Below are 23,313 nucleotides of genomic sequence, written 5' to 3' on the forward strand. Positions count from 1 at the left end.
AAAGGGTGAATAGCGATGCATGACAAAGCGGACAAGCTGAAGAAAGCAAAGGTTCCCCAAGTGACGGTCAGGGAGGAGTTCAAGCATCGGCTGCCCCCGGGCCAAATGCTGACGGAACGGTTTCCGATTCTCCATGAAGGGGAAGTGCCTGTCTACGATCTGAGTGAATGGCGTCTCGACGTATTCGGAGAGGTCGGCACGGAGCGCTCCTTTACCCTGGAAGAGCTCCAGGCGCTGCCACAAACAACCGTAACCTGCGATATTCATTGTGTGACCCGCTGGTCCAAGTTCGATACGGCCTGGGAGGGAGTCCGGTTCAAAGATTTTCTAGCCCTGCTGGACGTTAAGCCGGAAGCCAAGTATGTCATGTTTCATGCGGACGAGGAGTACGAGACGAACGTTCCGCTGGAGGATCTCCTTCGGGACGATGTGCTGCTGGCCTTCCGGTACGACGGCAAGCCGCTTACGGATAAGCACGGCTTTCCGCTCCGCATGGTCGTTCCGCATCTGTATTTCTGGAAGAGCGCCAAGTGGGTGCGCAGGATGGAATTTATGAAGGAAGACCGGCCGGGCTTCTGGGAGCGCAACGGGTTTCACAATGTGGCCGATCCGTTTCGGGAGGAACGCTTCTCCGGCGAAGCGCTGCCGATTCCGGAAGACGAATGGACCAAGAAGGAGTTTGATTGAGATGGCACTGCTGCCTATATTGCGGGTCGATCCTGCCGATATGCCCGACTATGCCCTCGTGTGCGGCGATCCGTTCCGGGCCGAAGAGATTGCGAAGAAATTGACGGACGCCAAAGAGCTGGCCCATGCACGCGAGTACCGAACCTTCACGGGGACGTACGAAGGGGTGAAGCTCGCCGTGGTCAGCCACGGTGTCGGATCGCCGGGTGCGGCCGTCTGCTTCGAGGAGCTGGCCAAGGCCGGGGTCAAGACGATCATTCGGATCGGTACGGCCGGATCCCTGTCGTCGTATAGGACGGGGAGCCTGATCGTGAGTACGGCCGCCGTCCGGGAGGAAGGGCTGACCCGGCAGCTGGTGCCGCTCGCTTTTCCTGCGGTGGCGGACAGCCGGGTGACCGAAGCCCTGTATGAAGCGGCGCTGGAAGTGGATGCTCCAGGCGAGGTCGGGAAGGGCGTCACGCTGACGATGGACGCTTTCTTCAGCGGCGTAGTCGAGCTGCCCCATGAGACGTACCGCAAAGCCGGTGTTCTCGCCGTAGAGATGGAAATTGCGGCCTTGTATGTGGTAGCGATGCTGCGCGGGGTCCGGGCCGGGGCCATTCTGGCCCTGGATGGCGATTCCACCGCCGTGGATGAGGGGTATAATCCGCATCGCGATGTCGTAACGAAGGCGGTAGAAGCCGAGATTGCCGCGGCGCTCCGTGCGGTGGTTAAGCTGGCCAAGAAGAACGCAGAGTAAAGCGGAGCACCCGGACATGGGGGCCGTCCTTCGTCGGCTCCCATCCCGAGGCATACCGTTACCGAGAATCAGGAAGCATGGCTGGGCGTGGATACGCTTGGCCGTGCTTTTTTTCGTGCCCTTGATAAGGGAGGGGGTGTGGGAAAGGTGTTGTTTAGTGCCTTATCCGCAAATGATATTCTGCTTTTTTACTATTTTTTCGTGCGCATTAAGAGGTTTTCTCGCCAGCAAAGTTACCGGATAAGGCACTCGCTACAGTGGTAATATACGTGTTGTTTTTAGGCTGGAAACGACTTACAATTTAAGCGACTTTCCGTGATGACGAGGAATCTCGACCAGATGACCAAAAACCAAGGAGGCCCTGCCCATGCAGCCACCCAAGCACATTATTTCCGCCGCGGCTATCGTCGTTAATGCGGATAACAAGATTTTATTGATCAAGGGGCCCCGAAGAGGCTGGGAAATGCCCGGAGGCCAGGTGGAGGTCGGGGAATCCCTTGCTCAAGCCGCCATCCGGGAAACGAAGGAGGAGGCGGGCGTCGATATCGAAATTGTCCGCTTCTGCGGCATTTACCAGAACGTGTCCGGCGGGATCTGCAACTCGCTCTTTCTGGCGAAGCCCGTCGGAGGGGAACCGGTTCCTACAACGGAGGCGCTTGAAGCCGGCTACTATCCGATAGAGGAAGCCCTGCAGATGGTCACATGGCCGACGTTTCGGGAACGGATCGAAGCCTGCCTGAACCCGGAAGGGCAGCCATTCTACGTCGAGTTCTCCAACCAGAAGGCGATATAAGGAAGGACGGGGGGTATACCTATGAAAACGATCCTTTACATGGTCAGGCACGCCGATTCGCCTTATGTGCCGGGGCAGGAACGCACCCGGGGATTGTCGGCGGCCGGAGCGGCCGCTTCCCGGCAGATCGCCGAACGGCTGAAGGACCTCCCGGTGGACGGCGTGGTGTCGAGCTCGTACGCCCGGGCGGTCCAGACGGTACAGCCGCTGGCCGAGAGCCGGGGGCTGCCGATCCGGGAGTATGAAGGCCTCCGGGAGCGGCTGATTGGCGGCGAGGAGAGCGAGGCCCCGTGGGAGGAGATCCGGAACGCGATTGAGCGGTCCTTTACGGACCACGATTACGCCCTCGAGGGCGGCGAAACGACAAAGGAAGCCCGCTTAAGGGCGCTGCCGATACTCGAAGAGCTTCTCGAGGAGTATGAGGGGCGGGCGGTGGCCATCGGCACCCACGGGAACATCATGACCATCCTGATGAACCATTACGAGCCCGGGTGCGATTATGCCTTCTGGCAGGAAACGTCCCGCCCGGATGTTTACCGGATGACCTTCGACGGCCGCCACCTGGAATCGATCGAAAGGCTGTGGAGCCCCGAGGCGGTTCACCCCGAGAAGCATTCATCCGTTTAATAACTAACGTGTTTAAGAAAAGGTCTCTATCCCAGTCCACTTTACTCCATCCTCAAAAGCCCCATGACCCGGCTCTCTTCTCAAGAGAACCGGGTCATGGGGCTTTCTTTCGGTCCGGCCCTCCCCGCCCCGTCAGAGGGAGGAGCCGGCCGGACCGGAAGCGGACCGGAGCCGCTCCTGCTTGCGGTATTCGCCGGGCGGAAGGCCGGTTATCTTCTTGAACATGCGGATGAAGGAGGTGACATTGCGGTAGCCGATCCGGGCGCTGATCTCCTGCACGCTCAGGTCGGTGGCCGCCAGCATCTCCTTCGCCTGGCGGATGCGCACGGCGTTCACATGCTCGCTGAAGTTGGCACCGGTCTTCTCCTTGATGTAGACCGAGAGATAGGCCATGGAGAGGTTGAGCTTGTCGGCCAGCTGGTCTAAAGACAGATCATCCGCGTAACGGCTCTCGATGTACTCCAGGACGAAAGCGACCGTGGCGTCCTGCTCCTCCTTACGGGACTGGATGAGGGAAGCCGCCTTATGAAACAGCTCCCGGTAAAACCGCTTGAACTGCTCCAGGGTGAAGCAGTCTTGGAGGGCCTCCTGCTCCCGCTGCCCGGGTGCGGCCTCCGCGTCCGCCCCGTAGGGCTCGAGAATTTTGGCCACCCTCGCGGTAACCCCAGCCGCCAATTCCCGGAGCTGGCGGATGCTCGCCCCCTTCCGGTCCATGGAGTCGAGGATTCGTTCCATGAAGGAGACGCAGAAGCCGTCATTGCCCGCCTGCAGGTTGGCGTACAGCTCCTGCTCCTGGGCGACGGTCAGCAGAAGCAGCTCCGGAACGTCCCGGCGTTCGCGGATAATCTGGTTCTCCTCGAGCGGACGTGCCTGGCGGGCCAGCTCCACGACCTCCTGATAGGCCTTGCTGAAGGGGGACGAAGCAGGGAAGACGGGGCTGACAGCGACCGTGACGAGAAGATAAGCCTTGTCCCGGTCGAGAATCGTGATCAGCATGCCGAGCACTTCCTCGAGCGCCTCCGGCACCCGTTCTCCCGGAATGAGCGAGAGAATCTGGTTGTTCTCGATCTGGAACGTATGGGCGGCCGGCATCCGTTCCGAAATGACGAGGTTGATGTATTCCTGGATGTAGTAGGCCATCCGGTCCGTCTTCAGTCCGTTCTCGGAAACGGGCTGCGTCCGGAAGTGAAGCTGATAGAGCACCAGAACGAAAGGCTCCTCCATGGTGGCGATATCCTTCCATTCGTTAATATCCGAGGTGATCGCCTTTAATTTATTGATGTAGCGGAAGCTCGTCAAGAGTGAGCGCTGGCCGAGCATTTCTCGGTGAATGGTTTCCTTCTCCCTCATGAGCTCCCGGAGATTCCGGTGAATGAGATCGAATTCTTGAATGGAGCTGCGCAGCTGGACCGGGTCGCGCCGGAGGATGGAGGAGACCATCTGCTTCACGGGCCGGTGGATCTGCCGGCTGAAGAGGATCGAGGCCAGAATGCCGATGACGACGGAGACCGCGAAGATCACGAACAGGGTCAGGCTGGCGTTGCGGACCCGGGAGGTGATGCTCGCGGTCGGGACGGCGACGATATAAGTCAGGTCCGAAGCGGAGTCCTTCTCCGCAAAGAAATAATAGCTGTTGGCGAGCAGGTAGTCCGGGCCGCTGGCGAACGAGGGAATATCGGCGTCGGAAAGCGCATCAGAGGAACGGTACAGCAGGGTGCCGTCCTCCCGGCGGATGAAGAACTGCCGGTCATCCTCCGTTCCGTAGAACGCCTCCTGCAGCTGCTTCGCATCGAGCAGCGCGACGACCAGGTAATCCGAGGAAGGCATACGGAAGGAAAAAGGAATCAGGGGAACGGCAGCCGTGGAATTGAGCCCGCTCACCGTGAATTCGGCTTCGGGATGAAGCTTGTAGCTGCCGCTTCTCCCGAGCTCCCCCTTCCAGTAGGAGTACGGATAGGCTTTGCTTGAATAGAAGCGTGAGAACATCATCTCCGCTCCGACCGTCCCTTCCTTCTCCACCACGATATCCCCCGTTTGGTAGTAAACGAGCAGGTTGTTCAGGTAGAACATGGGGTTAAAGGCTTGGGGACGGAGCACCTTGAGCACGTCCGCGGCTTTCCAAATTTCCGGGTCGGCCGGATCCTGCGCATGCAGCTGACGGTTGAACGCCACCGTATATTCGCTGTTATAGATGTCGAACAACAGGGTTTTTACCCGTTCCAGGTGGGTCCGGTACCGCTCGGCCGTATTGTGGAGCATAAGGCGGTTGTATTGAATCACTTCCTTCTGAACGCCCCGGTTGAAGAGATGGAGGGACAGCGAGTTGAATAGGGAGAACAGCAGGATGATGCCGAGAAAGCTTATGAATAGCTTGAACACCAGGGTCTGGCGGTTCCAAATGGCCCAGTTCCTCACAAGGATGACTCCCTTATCGGTTAGAATAAGCCTTTCTTATTAATTAAAGCTCGCTAGGCTCCCTGTATTGTACCCGAAGGAGGAAAAGAACGGAAATATGCTATTTTTCCGAATGTTATCTTTATTTTGGGTGGGCAAAGGCAGGGCTAATTTTCGGAACAAGTGTCAATTCCCATCCCCGTGCCCGTCTGCTATGCTCCGTTAAGAACTGGTGCATTTTCGGCAAATGAAGTTCTGCTTTTGATTTTCGTGCGTATAGGGAGGGGTTTCTTACCAACAAAGTTACCGGAGAAGGCACTAGAACGGACTCCGGAAAGCGCGGGCCGGCTTAATCATTTCTTAACCTGGTGCTAACGCGGCTCGTACATTAGTTCCGTACGATGAATCTTGCCGGTCGTTTTAACGCGTGAATCCATCGCTGCTCGACATCATTGACCGCTTGCTTGTTTGGTTACAAGCTTCTTCCATTCCTTATATATAGACGAAAGCAGGTGAGTTCACTTTGAGGAAGCATGCCTCCTTGCCGGTGGTGCAGGCGGGTCCCGGGTCCCGCACGGGAAGCTCGGTCATCGTCAAACGGCTTCGCCGCAACTGGGACCTGTATCTGCTGATTCTGCCGGTCCTGGTCTTCTTCGTCATATTCGAGTACGTGCCCATGTACGGGGTCCAGATCGCTTTCAAGAACTTCATTGCCACCAAGGGCATTTGGGGAAGTCCGTGGGTCGGCTTCCGGCACTTCGAGCGGTTCTTCGAAAGCTATTATTTCTGGAGGCTTATCACGAACACTCTTGGCATCGGGCTGTACCAGCTGGTGGTTGGCTTTCCCGTTCCGATCCTTCTCGCCCTGATGATCAACGAGGTTCGATCGAAGAAGTTCAGCCGTTTGGTCCAAACGGTTACGTATGCGCCGCATTTTCTATCCACGGTGGTTCTGGTCGGCATGCTGTACATCTTCCTGTCACCCCAGACGGGGCTCGTGAACCTGATGCTTTCCTGGCTCGGCGGCAGCCGGATCGATTTTCTGACAGAACCCGCCTGGTTCAAAAGCGTCTATGTCCTCTCGGGCGTGTGGCAGCAGATGGGATGGAGCTCCATCATCTACCTGGCGGCGCTGACCGGCATCGACCCGCAGCTGCATGAAGCGGCACGGGTGGACGGGGCGACCCGCTGGCAGCGGATCTGGCACGTCAATCTGCCGGGCATTCTGCCGACGATCACCATCCTGCTCATTCTGCATATGGGCACGCTGCTCAGCGTCGGGTTCGAGAAGGTCTATCTCCTTCAGAACTCGCTTAACATGACGGCTTCGGATGTCATCGCCACCCATGTGTATCACAAGGGGATCATCGACGGGCAGTACAGCTATTCGGCGGCCGTCGGGCTTTTTAACTCGGTCATCAATTTCATTCTTCTTATCTCCGTCAACCGGATCGCCCGGAAAATGAACGGAACGAGTCTATGGTAGGAGGCAGACCATGAACAATCAGACCACGGGGGATAAAATCTTTGATGCGGCCGTTCATACGGCCCTAGCCGTCATCTGCGTCATCGTGCTGTACCCGCTGTTCTTCGTCCTGATCGCTTCCTTCAGCAGCCCGGATACGGTTATGCGCGGAGAGGTATGGCTCTGGCCTAAGAACATCAGCTGGATCGGGTATACCAAAATTTTTAACAATAACGAGATTCTGTCCGGCTACTTGAACACCATTCTCTACACGGTCGTCGGAACGTCCATCAACCTTATCCTGTCGGTAGCGGCCGCTTATCCGCTTTCGCGCAAGGATTTCTACGGACGCGGGATCATTTCCGTCCTCGTCGTCTTCACGATGTTCTTCAGCGGCGGAATGGTTCCGGCTTATCTGCTCGTCAAGCAGCTCGGCATGCTAAATACGATGTGGGCGCTCATCATTCCGGGAGCCGTCTCCGTCTATAACATTCTGATCATGCGGACGTTCTTCCAGGAAGGCATCCCCTACGAAATGCAGGAGGCGGCCTCCATTGACGGCTGCTCCAACCTGGGGACGCTTGTCCGCATCGTGCTGCCGCTGTCCATGCCCATCCTCGCTGTCATGATTCTGTTCTACAGCGTGGGCCACTGGAACGCTTATTTTAACGCTCTGATGTACCTGAATGACCGGGCGAAATACCCGCTTCAGCTGTTTCTCCGGGAAATCCTGATCCAGGGGCAGATGCAGGAGATGGTGGGGGTAGGGGACAACTCCAATGCCCGCAATGTGATGGAAGGCGAAGCGATCAAGTATGCCCTCGTCATCGTGGCGAATCTGCCGGTTCTTGTGCTGTACCCGTTCCTTCAGAAGTATTTCGTGAAGGGCGTCATGATAGGGGCCGTCAAAGGGTAGTTACTGGCAAGCGAATCCTCTCCTGAAGGCAGGCGGTAAGCTCCGCCGGCTGTTCATGGGGAAGCCATAGATTCACAATCACAATAGGGAGGCCAAACAAATGGAACGAGCGAGAAAATGGGGGGCGGCCGCGTTAACGGTAGCGTTGACAGGCGGTCTGCTGGCAGGCTGCGGCAAAGGAGGAGACGGAGCGGGAGGCAAGCCGGCGGAGGGAGCCAAGGAAGTGGCCAATCTGAACCCGTCGGGCTTTCCGATCGCGAAGGAGCCGATCAACCTGACGTTCTTCACAGGCAAGGCGGCCACGAACGGCAACAACTTCGAGGAAACGCTCGTCTGGAAGGAATATGCGAAGAAATCCGGCATTAACGTGACCTTTCAACTCGTGCCGTTCGAGAATTTGACGGAGAAACGCAATCTTGCCCTGGCCGGGGGTGACTATCCCGATGCGTTCTATTCGGCTCGGGTTCCCGCCACCGACCTGATGAAATACGGGGCGCAGGGAACGTTCATCAAGCTGAACGACCTGATCGACCAGTACGCGCCGAATTTCAAGAAGCTGCTGGAGAAATACCCCGATCTGAAGAAGGGGCTCACCATGCCCGACGGCAACATCTACTCCTTCCCGTCCTTCTACAGCCCGGATTTCCTGCCGATGCTGATCGGGACGCCGCTTTGGGTCAAGAAGGACTGGCTCGATAAGTTGAACCTGAAGGAGCCGACAACGACAGACGAATTCTACACGTATCTGAAGAAAGTCAAAGAGACGGATCTTAATGGTAACGGCCAGGCGGACGAAATTCCGTATGCCGGAGAGGGCATCAACCCGCTGTTCGATCAGATCAAGGGCGCTTGGGGCTTCGGAAACCGCGGGCTGGGGCACAAATTCGTCGATGTGGATCCGGCCACGAATAACCTGCGCTTCTTCCGGACCGATCCGAAGTATAAAGAGGTTATCGAGTATGTAAGGAAGCTCTACACCGAAGGGCTGATCGACAAGGAGATTTTCACGACCAAGACGGCGGCTCTGTACGCCAAGGGACAGACCGGGATTTTCGGATCGACGATCAACCCGAGCCCGGTTACCCAGATCAACCAGCCGGGCTACATCGGGCTGGGCGCTCTGAAAGGGCCGCACGGCGACCAGCTGTACACCCATGTGAAGGTGCCGGCTGTCTGGCCGGGGGCGTTCGTCATCACCGACAAGAACAAATATCCCGAGGCGACCGTGCGCTGGATGGACTACTTCTTCGGAGATGAGGGGGCTACCTTCTATTTTATGGGCCTCGAAGGGCAGACGTACCGCAAAACAGCGGACGGCAAGCTAGAGTTCGTGGAGAGCATCACGAAGAATCCGGAGGGGCTGACGATGGACCAGGCGCTGGCCAAGTCCATTACGTGGCTCGGCGGAAGCTATCCCGGCTATGTGCAGGAGAAATATTTCAAAGGCTCCGAAACCTTGCCGGGCAACATCGAGGTCGGCCAGAAGGCCGAGCCGAACAAGCTGAAGGAGCTGTGGAACAATTTCAACTTCACGGAAGAGGAGAACGAGTTCCGCTCGACCGTCGGCACGGATATTCAGAATTACATCGGGGAGATGGAGGCCAAGTTCGTGACAGGCGCCGCTCCCATGTCGGATTGGGATAAATACACGGCGGCCGTTCAGAAGATGGGAGTCGACCAGTACATGAAGATCTACAAGCAGGCCTACGACCGTTACAAGAACAGCAAGTAACGAAGAAGGGGAGCGGACCGGTACAGTCGGATCGACTGTAGGGGACGCTCTCTTTTTTGTGGGAAGAAGCGAACCGAAGGGCCGGAATGTAAAAAAATGCATACGGCCGAAGAACCTGCCTATGGACACCGGACGAGCCGTATTCTAAAGTGAGGACAGGGGCCCCTTCATGACATCCACCAAAGGAGTTGAAATGAGGTATGGCTTTGCCCACTGGGACACGACGGATGACCCTCATCCGGTTTCTTATTCTTCTGACCCTGTTATCGGCCGGACTTCCCCTATCTTCGGCCACTGCAGCCTCAGACTCCCCGTCCTCTTCGGGGAAGGGGCTTAAGCTGAAGGTCATGTCCTATAACATCAACAACGGACGGGGAACGGATGGAGTTAACGACCTGGCCCGCATAGCGGACGTGATCCGCGGCTCCGGTGCCGAGGTTGTCGGGCTTCAGGCGGTGGACCGGTTCTATTCCAGTCGAAGCGGGTATGAGGACCAGGCCAAGAAACTGGCGGAGCTGCTTGGGATGCATTATGCCTTTGGAGCTACAGTGGACCTGGATCCGGAACCTGGAAGGACCGAGCGGAGGCAGTTCGGCACCGCCATCCTGAGCAAGTACCCGATCCTGTCTTCGAATTTGAATCTGCTGTCCCACTCTGGAACGGAGAAAAGGGCACTGTTCGAGGCTTTGCTTGATGTTGATGGAACGAAGGTCCGGTTCTATACGACCCATATGGACACCTCGGCTTCCGTCCGGTTAACCGAAGCCGGCGAGATCGCTTCCCTTATCGGGTCGAGAACGGAGCCGGGGATCGCGGCCGTTTACGCCAACGCCCTTCCGGGAAGCCCGGAGGTGCAGAGGCTGCTCGGCACCTTGGCCGACTCCTTCTTCGATCAAAGCACGGCCGGAACCACGCCCTCGTATCTGCCTACCAAGAGGGTCAGCTATCTTTTGTCTACGCCGGAATGGGAGCTGGGCGAGGCCCGGGTGATCTCATCCCTGGCCTCCACCCATCTTCCGATCGTGAGTGAGCTGACCCTGAATCCGGACGCCCGGCTTCATCCCGATCTGAAATCGCTCGCGTATGCCGATCAAACCATAACGGAAATGGCGGGGAATGCTTTGAAGGTAAAGCTTAACGGATATTATACGAACGGAACGGTCCGGGACGTAACGGAATGGGCCGCTTACCACAGCAGCCGCCCGGAGGTGGCGGACATTACCGCGCCGGGTGTCATCCAGACGAAGGCCGCCGGGGTTTCCGTCATTAAGGCGGTCTACGGAGGGCAGACGGCGGAGCTTCCGCTCACGGTGTATCTCACCCGCAATGCGGATCTGGAGACGCTTCTCGTAGACGGGAAGCCAATTCAGGAATTTACAGCCGACCGGCTGTTCTACGAGCGGATTCTTCCGGACGGCGCGGTCCGTGTCCCTAAGGTTACGGCTGAGGCGGCGGATCCCAATGCCCGGGTGACCGTCTATGCCCCGAATGCCGTTCCCGGGAATGCCTATGTGGTGGTGACGGCGGACGACGGGACCACGACCAAGGAATACCGGCTCTCCTTCACGAAGCAGAAGGGCGAGGAGCATGTTCCTTTTAAGGTAATGTCGTTCAATATTCATCATGGCGCGGACGCCGGCAATGTCTATGACCTGGAGAGGATCGCCGCCGTCATCCGGGAATCCGGAGCGGACCTCATCGGGCTTCAGGAAGTGGACCGGTACTACTCAAGCCGAAGCAATAATGAGGACACGATCGCCAGGCTGGCCGGCATGCTAGGCATGCACTACGCGTACGGCGCCAATCTGGACAGGGAGCCGGCCGCGCCGGGCCAGCCCCGCAGCCAATACGGGACGGCGGTGCTGAGCAAATACCCGATCCTCTACGCGGAGAATCACCTCTTGACGAGCTACGGCCAGGAGCAGCGGGGCCTATTGGAAACGAGGGTGGAGATCGAAGGCACTCCCGTCACCTTCTATTCCACCCACCTCGGACTGGATGCCGCCCAGCAGAAAGTTCAAACCGAGGAGCTGCTTGCTATTACGGGGAGCCGATCCGGAGCGCAGATTGTGGTAGGGGACTTCAACGCGAAGCCTGAGACCCCGGACATGAGGATGATGGCTCAGGCCTTCCAGGAGCCTTTCGTGGACCGGCCGGATGCGTATACTTTTGATGCCGAAGCCCCAAGCTCCAAAATCGACTACATCTGGGCGAACGAGCAGGTGCTTGTCGGAGACCGCTCGGAGGCTCAGGTCATCGACACCCAAGCGTCCGATCACCGTCCGATTATCAGCACCCTGTATGTCAAACGCGCGCCTCAGAAGCCCGTCTCGCTAGCCCTGGATCCGCAGGAGTGGCAGGCCCAACCGGGAGAAACGGTTCCGATTAAGGCTATCCTGACCTACGAGGACGGAACGACCCGCGAGGTGACCGGCTCGGTGAAGTTCGCCCATACCCAGGGATCCGTCGCTTCGGTTAATGTGCACGGAATCGTTAAGGCCCACCGGCCGGGAACCGCCGCCATCACGGCGGTGTACGAAGGGCTCAGGGCGGAGTTGAAGGTCAACGTGACAGGGGAGCGGAAGTAACCCGCTTCGGCTAGTAAGTAAGGCTTCGTCATGCCGAATCTCCCTGGAGTTGGGGGTAAATGACAAAAGAAACGGTCATCTGGAAGTTCAGATGGCCGTTTTTGCTGTTTCAAAAGGAGTATTTAAATTTCACCTAAAGGTTATGGGACCCTTAGCCGATATTAATAAAGGGTTGGAAAAGTAACCCAAATTATGCCGTCTCTTGGGTACGGCGAACAGAAGGAGAGAGATCATTGACGCAGACCGTAGTCGTTGAGAAAATTTCGGGTATTATTGCCGGCGAGCTGGCAAGAGTTAAACAAACCAACCGGTTCTTCGCGGAGTTCCCGCAAACCGCCAAGCCGGAGGATTTTAAGTGGTGCGTGCACCTTTATCACCTATCCAAGCATTTCGGAGAACTCCTTAAGCTTCGCTGGGAAAGATTCCCCGACGTCGATCACGACGTGTTCTCCACCCATTATGAGGAAGAGAAGGACCACGCCCAAATGCTCCGCAAGTGGATGATGGACCTGGGCCTTGAGGATCCGGAGCTCTCCCAGCCGAACTATGAAACCGAGCACTTCATCTCCCTGCAATACCGGGCGGTCGCTTCCATGAGTGAGAACCTGTCGCTGCTCATCGTGAACAGCACATCGGAAGGCTTCGCCCATGCGGTTTACCTGCACGCTACGGAAATCCTGAAGAAATCCGGATTCGAGAACCTCGAATACTGGGAAGTGCACTGCGAAGCCGATGAAGAGCACAGCAACGTGTACCACCTGATCAAGGACATGAGCGATGCCGAACTGCAGGAAGCCGAGCATCTCGTAAGATATACGTGCGATACACTGGACAAAATGCTGAATTCGTGGTTCGCCTAAGAGAGGAGCAGAAGAGCAGATGAATTTCGAGGACAAGTTTATTTACCATGTTGACCGTGAGAACGGAGTGCTGTCCTGGCAGGTTAGAGAGATGCTGACGGTGGAGGATGCTCTGAAAGCAGGCGAGCTGATCAAGCTCAACCTGGCTACGCTGGATCAGGCCAAGCTGCTGGTGGACAATCGGTTTATGCATAAGAACGGACGCCCGTTGGTATTCACGCCTGAGGTGAACACGATTTGGGAAGGCGTGCAGGGAGAGGTCCTGCCCAAGGTCACCAAATGCTCCGTGCTGTGCAGCGGCGCCATCATGAAAATGCAGATGGACCGCATCGCCCGCGCTTCCGGCATGATCGAAGTGCTGAAGAGCTTCTGGAACGATGACAACGACACGATGAAGAAAGAGGCGTACCAGTTCCTCGGCATCGCCTCCAACGAGCTGGTCGATGCTCACTCGATGAGCGTACCATCCTAAGCTTCCCGAACGAAAAATGCCTTCGCCGGCCCATGCAGATTAGCTGCACGGCCGGACGGAGGCTTTTTTTATTGTAGGAAGGAGGGGAAGGGGAGGGGCCAGGCCCCGTTCGGACTTGAGCATAGGACGTGTGATCAAGCTTGTAAAATTTTTTTTCAAGGATTATTGACTAATATGAAATTTATTATTATGATGAATTCAGGTCCCAAGCAAGTGGATAGGAGGATAGCGATGGATGAATATCTGTCGGGGTTAACTACAGAGACTATAAATGAGAGAACGAAGCTGATCGATGAGTGCTCGACAGAGCAGATGCTCCGCTTGATGAATGAGCAGGATGCCCTGGTTCCCATTGCGGTGGCCGCTCAAATTCCGCAAATTGTGAAAGCGGTTGATCTTCTGCACGAGAAGCTTCGGAACGGCGGCAGAATGTTTTACGTGGGAGCGGGTTCTTCCGGCCGAATCGGCGTACTGGACGCGTCCGAATGTCCCCCGACCTTCGGCACCGACCCCCAGCTGGTGCAGGGTCATATCGCAGGAGGCGATGTGGCGCTGAGAGAGGCCGTCGAAGGGTGCGAGGATGACGCGGCGGAAGGAATCGCCCTCATGGAACGGATCGGAGTGACGGATAAGGATGCGGTCATCGGCATTACCGCCAGCGGAAGCGCCCGGTTCGTCATTGCGGCCCTCAAGAAGGCGCAGGAGATCGGCGCCGCTACGATCGGCGTGGTCAATAACGCCAATTCCAAGCTGGAAGCGTACTGTCATGTATGTATCGCTCCGGTTGTCGGTCCGGAAGTAATCATGGGCTCCACGAGATTAAAAGCGGGTACGGCGCAGAAGCTAGTGCTGAATATGCTGACAACCTGTACGATGGTCAAGCTCGGAAAGACTTACGACAATCTGATGGTCGACCTCAAGGCCAGCAATATCAAGCTCGTTGACCGGTCGGTCCGCATTATTAAAGAGGTTACCGGAGTAAGCGATGATACGGCATACGCCTATCTGAACAAAGCTTCGATGAACTGCAAATTGGCCATCATGATGATCAAGACCGGTCTCGATGCGTCAGAAGCGCAAAGATGGCTGGACCAAAGCGGAGGCAGGCTGAAGACGGCCATCCGCACCTACCATAAGGTTGTATAACAGTTTTTATACAATGTAAAACACAATTGGGAGGTTCGTACATGAAAAGACAAAAAACCGTTATCACTTCCGTCTTGACCGCAACCATGGCGATGTCCGTATTATCGGCCTGTGGAGGCGGCTCCGACAGCAAAGGCGCGGCTTCCTCTTCGCCCGGCGGCAGCGCCAGCCCTGCGGCTTCGGAAGCTAAGGACACCATTACCGCCCTGCTCCCGCCGGTTTCCCCAAATTTCCAGAAGACGTTTGACCAGATTTCGAAGGATTTTAACACCCTTTATCCGAATCTTACTTTAAAGATCGAACCGGCCAGCTGGGAAGACATGAAGCAGAAGCTGGATACGCAAGTAAATGCCGGCAGCCCGCCTGATATCGCCTTCGGCGGATCCGACGGTATTCCGAAATACTTGCAGCAAGGCTTGCTCATGGATATTACGGATGTGGCCAAACCCGAGTGGGTATCCGACTATGACAAAGCGCCTCTCGATTATATGCGCAACGGCAAAGGGCTGTACGGCTTCCCGGCCTATATGGAGATCCACGCCATCGGGGGCAACAAGAAGTTCCTGGAGCAGGCGGGCATAGACTGGAAGAAAGTGCAGCAGAACGGCTGGACGTATGACGAATTCCGTCAAGCCATCAAGAAGGGCGTCGTTCAGGAGAACGGCAAAACCCGGTACGGCTTCGTGTTCGCCACGAAGGGCGTCGCGTCTGTGGACTACCTGGGCATCATGGCGAAGAACGCCGGCATGCCTTATGCCTTCGACAGCAACATGAAATACGCCTACACGAGTAAGAAATACCTTGGCTTGCTCAAGGATCTTCGCGCCCTGATCGATGACGGCTCGATGCCGAAGGAACTTAGCTCGGTTGACGCCGGTATGCGCTGGAACATGTTCCTGACCGGTCAAACGATGATCACAGGCAAAGGCCTTGCCGTATTCGAGAATTCCGCGAAGACGAACAACAAGAAGCTGGAGTCGAATGACGCGAGCGCGGTCAAGGGAAGCGTCCCGGTCGATTACATCGTGCTGCCGCCTCCAACGTTCCAAGGAGCAAAGGCTTCGTACGCAGCGGTCGTAGACGGTTACCTCACGTTCCGCGGCAAGAAGGAGCCGACTGCCGAGCATAAAGCTAACGTAGCGAAAGCGGCGTACTTCTTGGCAAGCGGCAAAGTGGCGGCAACGACGAACAACGACCTGTTCTCCGCTCACATTACGAAGAGCGCTAAAAAAGAGGCAGAAGGCATGAAAATCGACAGAATGCCTGAGAACATCGCCGCTGTTGATTACATGCTGAAGAACGCCACACCGGCCCGCTCCGATATTCCGGCGGAACTGGCGGCGAAAGCGCTCAAGCTGGAAACGGAAACGATTGTGCCAAAGTTCCAGGCCCTGCTCGCCGGCGAGATTACGCCTGATGCGATGTACGAGGCGGTTAAGGCCGCGGCTACGCAAGCGTTTGGCGCGGAAGGCATCGTAAAAGACTAAGACAAAGCTGTACATTCGGATAGTCATGAGCTTCACGCCATGACTATCCGAAATTATTTCAACAGATAGTTTGGGGTTCTTTTAACCCGAGTGTTTGCATAAGGGGGTTGGAAACGATGGCGTCTATCACCAAGCCGATCAAGAGAAGAAGAAGCAAAGAGGAACAGACCTGGGGGTACGCCTTCATTGCCGTCGCCTTGGTGGCGTTCGCAATGTTTACCGCATATCCGGTCGTAAGCGCCTTTATCATCAGTCTCCAAGAATATAAGCCCCTGGGCTCTACTTATATCGGCGCGGATAATTATGTCGATACCCTTCATGACAGCCTCTTCTGGAAGGCGCTTCGCAATACGGTCGTGTACACGGTATTGACGGTGCCGGTCAATCTCTTTTTATCCATGGTCATTGCCATTTTGATTTTACCGTTCCGCAAGAAGACGCAATCGTTCTTTAAGGGCATTTACTATTTGCCGGTTGTCGCATCCGGTGTCGCTTTGTCGGTGGTTTGGCTCTGGATTTTCGATCCGATGGAGCACGGCATTCTGAATCAGGTCGTACAGGCATTCGGCGGTTCGAGCCAGAACTGGCTCGGGAGAAGCGCGACCGCGATGTTCTCGCTCGTCCTCATGTCCTGGTTGTCCAGCCACGGTACCAGTATCATCATCTATTTGGCCGGTCTTCTCGGGATCGATTCCACGTATTACGAGGCGGCGGAGATCGACGGGGCCAGCTTTTTGCAGAAGCTTTGGCATATTGTGGTACCCTGCCTGAAGCCGGCGACGCTGTTTCTGCTCGTTACCGGGGTCATCGGTTCGTTTCAGGTCTTCCAGAACGCTTACTTAATGACGGGAGGCGGTCCGGACAACGCGACGACCATGGTGGGCTTGCTCATCTTCAATAACGCGTTTACTTATTTCAATTTCGGCAGAGCCGCAGCCCAATCTCTGATTCTGGCCGTTATCATTGCCGTCATTGCGCTGATTCAGTTCAAATTCGTGGGCAAAGACGTCGAGTATTGAGGGAGGGGAGATAACAAATGGCGTTATACAGCAACCATACTGGCAAGCCGCATAAAAGACATATCCGAAATACGATCATTTTTATCGTCCTCATGCTGTTTGCCCTGGCGACGATATTCCCTATATATTTTATGTTCATCACGTCACTCGGAGATCCGGTCGAGGCGGGAGCGGTGGACTACAGCATTTGGCCTAAACAATTTTCCTTGGAATCTTACAAGTTCTTTTTCGATTACAGCAAATATTCGTATCGCTGGATTCTGAACTCCCTGATTGTAGCCACCGCGGTCACCGTGTCCAATGTTATCTTTGCTTCGATGGCCGGCTTCGCGTTCTCCAAGCTTCGGTTCAAGGGCAGAGGCATCCTGTTCGGCATCCTGCTCGTTTCCATGATGATTCCTTATCAAGTCACGCAGGTGCCGTTGTACATTCTGATCGTCAATACCTTTGAACTGCAGAACACATACAGTGCGCTCATTATGCCCAGCATCGTAACGGTGTATAACATCTTCCTCGCCAAGCAGTTTATGAGCGGCATTCCGACGGAAATTCTGGAGTGTGCCAAAATCGAAGGCTGCAGCCAGCCGCAAATTTATATGAAGATCATCCTGCCGCTTTCGAAAACCGTTCTCGCGGTCATGGCGATCCTGACCTTCATGGACAGCTGGAATACCTTCTTCTGGCCGCTGCTCGTGACCAATTCGATGGAGATGCAGACGATCCAGGTCGGCTTGAAAAATTTCCGCTTCGCCAACACAACCTACATTTCCCCGATGATGGCGGGTGCCGCGATTTCCGCTCTGCCGATGTTCATTCTCTTCTTCAGTCTGCAGAAATACTTCCTCGAAGGGGTAACGGTCGGCGCTGTAAAGGGATAATGGCAAAGATTGGCGTAATTCATCCATACCGAAGGAGACAGACCTATGCCTGATATGCTCGTAAAGCTATACGAATTGCCGGAGGAAGTGGCCCGGTATGCCAAGCCGTATGAAGGAACCCCCATCACAATTCGCCGAGCCTTGCCTCCGGAAAGACACGTCATCACCCGCTGGGTGGAAGACACCTTCAACCCGCATTGGCGCAGTGAATGCGAGACGGCCCTTTCCCGTCAGCCCGTTACCTGTTATATCGCGACATCTGCCGATGAGGGAGGCGCCACGCGAATGGTTGGGTTCGGCTGTTATGACGCGACGGCTAAGGGGTTCTTCGGTCCGACCGGAGTCGATCCCGAATTCCAGGGCCGAGGAATCGGCAAAGCGCTTCTGTTCGCTTGTTTGGATGCGATGCGAGCGGAAGGCTATGGCTATGCCATCATAGGCAGCGCAGGGCCAGCCGATTTCTATGCGAAGGCCGTAGGCGCCGTTCCGATCGAAGGATCTTCTCCGGGTATCTACCGGGGAATGCTGAGGTGAAAACCATGAACACACTCACATACCGCTCTTACGTGCCCGGCGATGAGGCGGGGATCGTTACGCTTTGGAACCGGTGCCTGCCGCGCGACCCGGTCACGCCGAAACGCTTCCGCAACCTGGTGCTGCTCGACCCCAATTTTGATCCGAGGGGGATGAGAATCGCAGAGGACGGCGGCAGGCTGATCGGCTGCTTCTATGCCGTCCGGAGACAGCTGCCGATGCTCGGCGTCGAGCTGGAGACCGACCGCGGGTGGGTGCCTTTCTTCTTCGTTGACCCGGACTACCGCAGGCAAGGGGTTGCCTCCCGATTGCTGGAGGAAGCCCGGCAGTTTCTGCAAGGCGAGGGACGCGAGAAGATGTTCTTCTCCGCCTATGCCCCGAACTATGTGGTGCCCGGCATCGACCGGCAAGCCTACTCGGCGGGGGCGGACTTCCTGGAGGGAAGCGGCTTCCGGCGGTTGTATACGGCGGTGGCGATGGATTATTCGCTTGTCGATTATGAAACTCCTCAAGATGTTCTGGAGCTGAAGGAGCAGAGGGAGAGCGAAGGCTATACCTTTGCGCTTGCGGCGGACAGTGATCTGTACGAGCTCATCCAATTCGCCACGCACGCTTTTAATCCGGATTGGGGAAGAGCGATCCGCGAAGGGCTGCTGCAAGGTCTTCAGCTGTCGCAAATCCTCGTGGCCCGCTACCGCGGGGAGATGATTGGCTTCTGTATGCACGGAGGATACGAAGGCGTGCGGGAGCGGTTCGGCCCATTTGGGGTGGATCCGAATCAGCGCGGCAAGGGAATCGGCAAGATTCTGCTTCACGATTGCCTGCACCTGATGCGCGCGCAAGGCATGCACGGCGCCTGGTTCCTGTGGACCGGCGAACAGACGGCCGCTGGACAGCTGTACCTGAAGATGGGCTTTACGATTACCCGGCGTTTTGATGTGGTCTGCCAGGACTTATAACGTTATAGAGGGGAACGAGTGCCATGACGACGGAAAAGAAGCACATCCTCGCCATTAGTGCCCATGCCGGCGACCAGGAGCTGACCGCCGGAGGGGTTATCGCCAAGTATACGATGGAGGGCCACAAGGCCACCTTTCTGCACTTGACGCCAGGGGAGAAGGGGCATCCGCGGCTGACGCCCGAGGAATACAAGAAGCAGAAAGTCGAGGAAGCCTACAAGGCGGCAGACATCCTGGGCGCGGACGTGCGGTTCTTCGACTATAAGGATGCGGAGCTTCCGGTGAACGAGGAGATCAAATATCAGGTCGCGGACGTCATCCGAGAGGTGAAGCCCGATATCATCATTACCCATTGGAAAAATTCCATCCACAAGGACCATGCGAATACGCACCAGATCGTGCAGGACGCCCATTTCTACGCGGCGCTGAAAACGATCGAGCGCGAGCTTCCGTCCCATTACGCCCCGAAGCTGTATTACTCCGAGAATTGGGAAGACATGGACGAGTTCGTGCCGGAGGTGTTCGTCGATATTCCGGAGGACGCCTTCGAGAAGTGGATCCAGGCGCTCAGCGTGTACGCCTTCGCCCGCGGCGAGACGTACGGATTTCCTTATATCGATTATTACAAGTCCTTATCAGTCGTGCGGGGAGCGCCCGTTTATTTCAAACGCGCGCAAGGCTTCATGGTGCCGAAGGGCGGATTGAATCAACGGCTGCAATGGTTCGGCTAAAAAAAGAGAAGGCGCTGCCGCAGCATTTGTGCTGTCGGCGGCGCCTTATTTGCTGCCAAGGTCTTCGTTACTTGGCGGGGTTGCGTCGGTACTCCTCGGCGGCAATGCGCGCCGCGCCATAGGCGGCGGTGCGCTGCATCAGCGTCGGCCGCACCTTAGGCCATTGCTTGCGAAGCTGGTCGGCATAAGCGGCGCGGAATAACTCCGAATTCGCGAAAATGGCTCCGGCGAGCACGAGATCGGCTTCCTCAAAAGAGGAATCCTTCGCGATCAGCGCCGACGTCTGCTCGGCGAGGGCCGACGCCTCGGCCGCCAGCACCCCGATGGCAGCGGCATCTCCCCGTGCGGCCGCCTCGATGCAGAACCGGGCGAAAGCGGCGAAGTCCTGTTTCGTCCGCTCCGGTGCATACGCGTAGTCCTTGAGCTGCACGGGGTCCGTCAACCCAACGGAAGCGAGCACGCTGCCGCTCATCAGGGTCGGTGCCGCCATCCCGTCATAGCTCTGCACGATGGCCTGCAGCGTACGCAGTCCGATGGTGAAGCCGCTGCCGGCGTCCCCGAGGAGATGGCCCCAGCCCCCGACGCGCAGCTGGTGTCCGTCCGGCGTTATGCCGTAGACGAGGGAGCCGGTGCCGCTGATCGCCACCATGCCTTCCCTCTTGCCTGCCGTACCGAACAAGGCGGTTTCCGCATCGTTTCCGACGTATACCGCTTTCACCAGCCCGTGTTCGGCCAACTTGGCCTGCAGCGCCTGAGTCCACCGGAGGCGGTCTTCGTCCCGGCCCGCGCCCGCGAGCCCGACCCCGAGTCCGACGCAGCCCTCGGGCTTCAAACCCGTTTCACTCCAGCTCCTCTCCAGCAGCCGGGCGACCTCCGCAAAGGCACGGTCGAATCCGACCGAGAACGCGTTGCTGGCGCCGCCGAATAAGGAGGCGATGGGTTCGCCCTCCAGGGTGACCGCGGCGAGCTCTGTCTTCGTTCCGCCTCCGTCAATACCGATCGTATACCTCATGAATGGATTCACCTGCTCTTTTATGTAATTTCCTTCTATTCATCAACATCCCTATCTATTAGTATAGACAGAGAGGTTTCGGTTTGTAAAATGAAATTTCGTTATTATAGTAAAACGTTGAAATTTTATTTTACAATCGCTATAATGAACTCACCTGGAAGCGAAATCATCCTATCCGTGCTCTTTGGAAGTGAGGTAATCAGCTTATGAATGGCGGACTTGTGAGATTAAAAGAATTATATCAGGATTTAAAGCCCTCGGAGCAAATCGCCGCTTCCTATATCCTCCAGCATCCCGAGAGGATGCTGCAGCTTTCCATCGCCCAACTGGCCGACGAAAGCGGTTCCAGTCAAGCGGCTATCGTTCGCCTGTGCAAATCGATGGGCGTAACCGGGTATCAGAATCTGAAGCTCATGGTAGCCGGCGATCTGCAGCAGGGACAGACCAGCCTTAACGGTTCCGGGTACCAGGAAATACGTCCGGGAGAATCGGTGGAGAACATCATCGCGTCCGTCGCCGGCAACAATATGCAGTCCATACAGGATTCGGTTAAGGTGCTGGATCCGGCTGTTGTGCGGCAGGCCATCGAGGCTTTGGACCGGGCGCAGCGCATTTTCTTCTACGGCATCGGCGCCTCCAATCTGATCGCGATGGACGCGCAGCAGAAATTTATGCGGATATCGAAGACGGCTCTCGCTTTCGCCGATCCGCATGTGCAGCTGACCGCTTCCGTTTCTCTGGGCAAAAGGGACGTGGCCGTCGGCATTTCCTATTCCGGCGAGACCAAGGCGGTCATCGCCGCCCTTCGCAGCGCCCGCGAGCAGGGAGCGGAGACGGTCTCGATCACCAAGTTCGGCAACACCACCTTGAGCGGGTACGCCGACTATCCGCTGTTCATCTCCTCGACAGAGCATGAAATTCGCAGCGGCGCGATGGCCTCGCGGATCGCTCAGCTGAATGTGATCGACATCCTGTACCTGGGTGTGGCCAGCCGCAATTACAACTATGCGGTTCAACAGCTGGAGCTGAGCCGCAAAGCGATTAAGGAGATTGAACGGTAACCATTATTCTGGAAGGGAAGGGATCGTAAACTATGGGTTCATCTGTGAGGATCGGCGCCGATCGTCTGGTCGAAGTGCAGCAGCAGTGGCCGGAGGGCTGGCGCCTCGGTTTATTGACCAACGCCTCATCGCTTAATGGAGCGTTCGAATCGACGATCGAGCTGTGCACCAGGCTGACGCGCGTACGTCTGAGCGCGCTTTTTGCGTGTGAGCATGGCCTGCGCGGCGAGCGGCAGGCGGGCGTCCTGTTCGAGGACGAGATAGACGAGCGTCTCGGCATTCCCGTCTTCAGTCTGTACAGCCCCTCGGGCAAAAAGCCCCAGCCGCACATGCTCGAAGCGGTGGATGCGGTGCTGTTCGACATTCAGGACGTCGGCGTGCGGTTCTATACCTATCTGTCCACACTCAAGATGATTCTAGAGAGCTGTGCGGAGGCCGGCAAGCCGGTCATTGTGCTCGACCGGCCGAATCCGCTGGGCAAGGGAGACGGCGAGGGCGGCCTGCTGGAGAGCGGCTTCGAATCGTTCGTCGGCGCAGCCCGGATTCCGATCCGAACCGGACTTACGATCGGGGAAACCGCAAGGTATTTCAACTCTTTGCTTGCTGAGCCGTGCGAGCTGCAGGTCGTACCAATGGAGGGCTGGAGCCGAAGCATGTCTTACGCGGACACCGGGCTGCCGTGGACCATGCCTTCCCCCAACATGCCGACGCTGGACACCGTACTGACGTATGCGGGCGTCTGTCTGTTCGAAGGGACGAATCTGTCCGAGGGCCGCGGCACGACGCGTCCGTTCGAGATCGTCGGCGCGCCTTGGCTCGATGGCGAGCGGGCCGCGCAGGAGTTTAATCGCCGCGGCCTGCCGGGCGTGCACGCGCATCTTCATTCCTTCACGCCGTCCTTCTCCAAGCATCAAGGCGAGCTGTGCGGCGGGGTGCGGGTGTTCGTGACGGATGCATCCGTATTCCGCCCGGTACGGGCCGGACTTCATCTGCTTGACGTTATTCAGCGGCAGCATCCCGACCGCTTCGAATGGCTGCCGCCTTACCGGGAAGGGGGACGTCCGTTCATCGATCTGCTGACAGGCAGCGACCTGCTGCGAACGACGCTTGCCAAGGAAGAGGGGCTGGAACGGATCCTGGATGTCTGGGAGGAGCAAGAAGCCTTGTGGCGGGAGCTAAGGGCTCCTCACGAGCTGTACACATAATTAGGATG

At 56.9% G+C, this 23,313-nt stretch carries 21 protein-coding genes; 19 read left to right on the top strand and 2 right to left on the bottom strand.

Features of this window, described 5'->3' with window-relative positions; genetic code table 11:
- The first annotated feature begins 15 nt into the window (after nt 1–15).
- The 4 genes from MJA45_RS02650 to MJA45_RS02665 all read left to right on the top strand — a co-directional run bounded on the left by MJA45_RS02650 (nt 16) and on the right by MJA45_RS02665 (nt 2,846).
- A complete protein-coding gene (locus tag MJA45_RS02650; RefSeq protein ID WP_315605755.1) occupies nt 16–687 on the top strand; it encodes a sulfite oxidase-like oxidoreductase in 672 nt (223 codons plus the stop codon).
- A gap of 1 nt (nt 688) precedes the next feature.
- Nucleotides 689–1,426 (top strand): nucleoside phosphorylase, encoded by a 738-nt coding sequence (locus tag MJA45_RS02655; RefSeq protein ID WP_315605756.1) that lies wholly within the window; start codon nt 689–691, stop codon nt 1,424–1,426.
- A gap of 367 nt (nt 1,427–1,793) precedes the next feature.
- Complete coding sequence (locus MJA45_RS02660) at nt 1,794–2,219, top strand: NUDIX hydrolase (RefSeq protein ID WP_315605757.1); 426 nt, start codon at nt 1,794–1,796, stop codon at nt 2,217–2,219.
- A gap of 21 nt (nt 2,220–2,240) precedes the next feature.
- Nucleotides 2,241–2,846, top strand: coding sequence for a histidine phosphatase family protein (locus tag MJA45_RS02665; RefSeq protein ID WP_315605758.1), 606 nt, complete (start codon nt 2,241–2,243; stop codon nt 2,844–2,846).
- A 132-nt stretch (nt 2,847–2,978) separates the two neighbouring features.
- Here MJA45_RS02665 and MJA45_RS02670 read toward each other — a convergent pair whose 3' ends face one another.
- Nucleotides 2,979–5,261, bottom strand: a complete 2,283-nt coding sequence (locus MJA45_RS02670) for a helix-turn-helix domain-containing protein (protein WP_315605759.1) — start codon at nt 5,259–5,261, stop codon at nt 2,979–2,981.
- 526 nt (nt 5,262–5,787) lie between these two features.
- Between MJA45_RS02670 and MJA45_RS02675 the strand changes: the two genes are divergently transcribed.
- From MJA45_RS02675 to MJA45_RS02735, 13 genes are all read left to right on the top strand, one after another.
- Nucleotides 5,788–6,726 (top strand): ABC transporter permease, encoded by a 939-nt coding sequence (locus MJA45_RS02675; protein ID WP_407083135.1) that lies wholly within the window; start codon nt 5,788–5,790, stop codon nt 6,724–6,726.
- 10 nt (nt 6,727–6,736) lie between these two features.
- Nucleotides 6,737–7,621 carry a carbohydrate ABC transporter permease gene (locus MJA45_RS02680; RefSeq protein WP_315605760.1) on the top strand — a complete coding sequence of 295 codons (885 nt, stop codon included), beginning with the start codon at nt 6,737–6,739 and terminating at the stop codon, nt 7,619–7,621.
- A 100-nt stretch (nt 7,622–7,721) separates the two neighbouring features.
- On the top strand, nt 7,722–9,353 hold the full coding sequence (locus tag MJA45_RS02685) for an extracellular solute-binding protein (protein ID WP_315605761.1): 1,632 nt from the start codon (nt 7,722–7,724) through the stop codon (nt 9,351–9,353).
- A gap of 200 nt (nt 9,354–9,553) precedes the next feature.
- Nucleotides 9,554–11,941 (top strand): endonuclease/exonuclease/phosphatase family protein, encoded by a 2,388-nt coding sequence (locus tag MJA45_RS02690; RefSeq protein WP_315605762.1) that lies wholly within the window; start codon nt 9,554–9,556, stop codon nt 11,939–11,941.
- Nucleotides 11,942–12,174: 233 nt separating this feature from the next.
- Nucleotides 12,175–12,801 carry an iron-containing redox enzyme family protein gene (locus MJA45_RS02695; RefSeq protein ID WP_315605763.1) on the top strand — a complete coding sequence of 209 codons (627 nt, stop codon included), beginning with the start codon at nt 12,175–12,177 and terminating at the stop codon, nt 12,799–12,801.
- A gap of 19 nt (nt 12,802–12,820) precedes the next feature.
- Nucleotides 12,821–13,273 (top strand): hypothetical protein, encoded by a 453-nt coding sequence (locus tag MJA45_RS02700; protein ID WP_315605764.1) that lies wholly within the window; start codon nt 12,821–12,823, stop codon nt 13,271–13,273.
- Between the two features lie 231 nt (nt 13,274–13,504).
- Nucleotides 13,505–14,419 (top strand): N-acetylmuramic acid 6-phosphate etherase, encoded by a 915-nt coding sequence (gene murQ, locus MJA45_RS02705; protein ID WP_315605765.1) that lies wholly within the window; start codon nt 13,505–13,507, stop codon nt 14,417–14,419.
- 41 nt (nt 14,420–14,460) lie between these two features.
- The gene (locus MJA45_RS02710; protein WP_315605766.1) at nt 14,461–15,906 is read left to right on the top strand and encodes an ABC transporter substrate-binding protein; all 1,446 of its coding nucleotides are present in this window, start codon (nt 14,461–14,463) and stop codon (nt 15,904–15,906) included.
- Nucleotides 15,907–16,022: 116 nt separating this feature from the next.
- Nucleotides 16,023–16,925, top strand: a complete 903-nt coding sequence (locus MJA45_RS02715; RefSeq protein ID WP_315605767.1) for a carbohydrate ABC transporter permease — start codon at nt 16,023–16,025, stop codon at nt 16,923–16,925.
- A 17-nt stretch (nt 16,926–16,942) separates the two neighbouring features.
- Entirely contained in the window at nt 16,943–17,803 is an 861-nt protein-coding gene (locus MJA45_RS02720) for a carbohydrate ABC transporter permease (RefSeq protein ID WP_315605768.1), read from the top strand.
- Nucleotides 17,804–17,848: 45 nt separating this feature from the next.
- Complete coding sequence (locus MJA45_RS02725; RefSeq protein ID WP_315605769.1) at nt 17,849–18,337, top strand: GNAT family N-acetyltransferase; 489 nt, start codon at nt 17,849–17,851, stop codon at nt 18,335–18,337.
- Nucleotides 18,338–18,342: 5 nt separating this feature from the next.
- Nucleotides 18,343–19,296, top strand: coding sequence for a GNAT family N-acetyltransferase (locus MJA45_RS02730; RefSeq protein WP_315605770.1), 954 nt, complete (start codon nt 18,343–18,345; stop codon nt 19,294–19,296).
- Between the two features lie 23 nt (nt 19,297–19,319).
- The gene (locus MJA45_RS02735) at nt 19,320–20,027 is read left to right on the top strand and encodes a PIG-L deacetylase family protein (RefSeq protein WP_315605771.1); all 708 of its coding nucleotides are present in this window, start codon (nt 19,320–19,322) and stop codon (nt 20,025–20,027) included.
- A gap of 67 nt (nt 20,028–20,094) precedes the next feature.
- Here the strand turns inward: MJA45_RS02735 and MJA45_RS02740 are convergent, their stop codons facing one another.
- The gene (locus MJA45_RS02740; RefSeq protein WP_315605772.1) at nt 20,095–21,039 is read right to left on the bottom strand and encodes an N-acetylglucosamine kinase; all 945 of its coding nucleotides are present in this window, start codon (nt 21,037–21,039) and stop codon (nt 20,095–20,097) included.
- Between the two features lie 206 nt (nt 21,040–21,245).
- Between MJA45_RS02740 and MJA45_RS02745 the strand changes: the two genes are divergently transcribed.
- Nucleotides 21,246–22,100: a MurR/RpiR family transcriptional regulator gene (locus MJA45_RS02745; protein ID WP_315605773.1), complete on the top strand. Its 855-nt coding sequence runs from the start codon at nt 21,246–21,248 to the stop codon at nt 22,098–22,100.
- Nucleotides 22,101–22,132: 32 nt separating this feature from the next.
- Nucleotides 22,133–23,305 carry an exo-beta-N-acetylmuramidase NamZ family protein gene (locus tag MJA45_RS02750; RefSeq protein ID WP_315605774.1) on the top strand — a complete coding sequence of 391 codons (1,173 nt, stop codon included), beginning with the start codon at nt 22,133–22,135 and terminating at the stop codon, nt 23,303–23,305.
- The last annotated feature ends 8 nt before the right edge of the window (nt 23,306–23,313 follow it).

Origin of the sequence: Paenibacillus aurantius, assembly GCF_032268605.1 — a bacterium.
GTDB lineage: Bacteria > Bacillota > Bacilli > Paenibacillales > NBRC-103111 > Paenibacillus_AO > Paenibacillus_AO aurantius.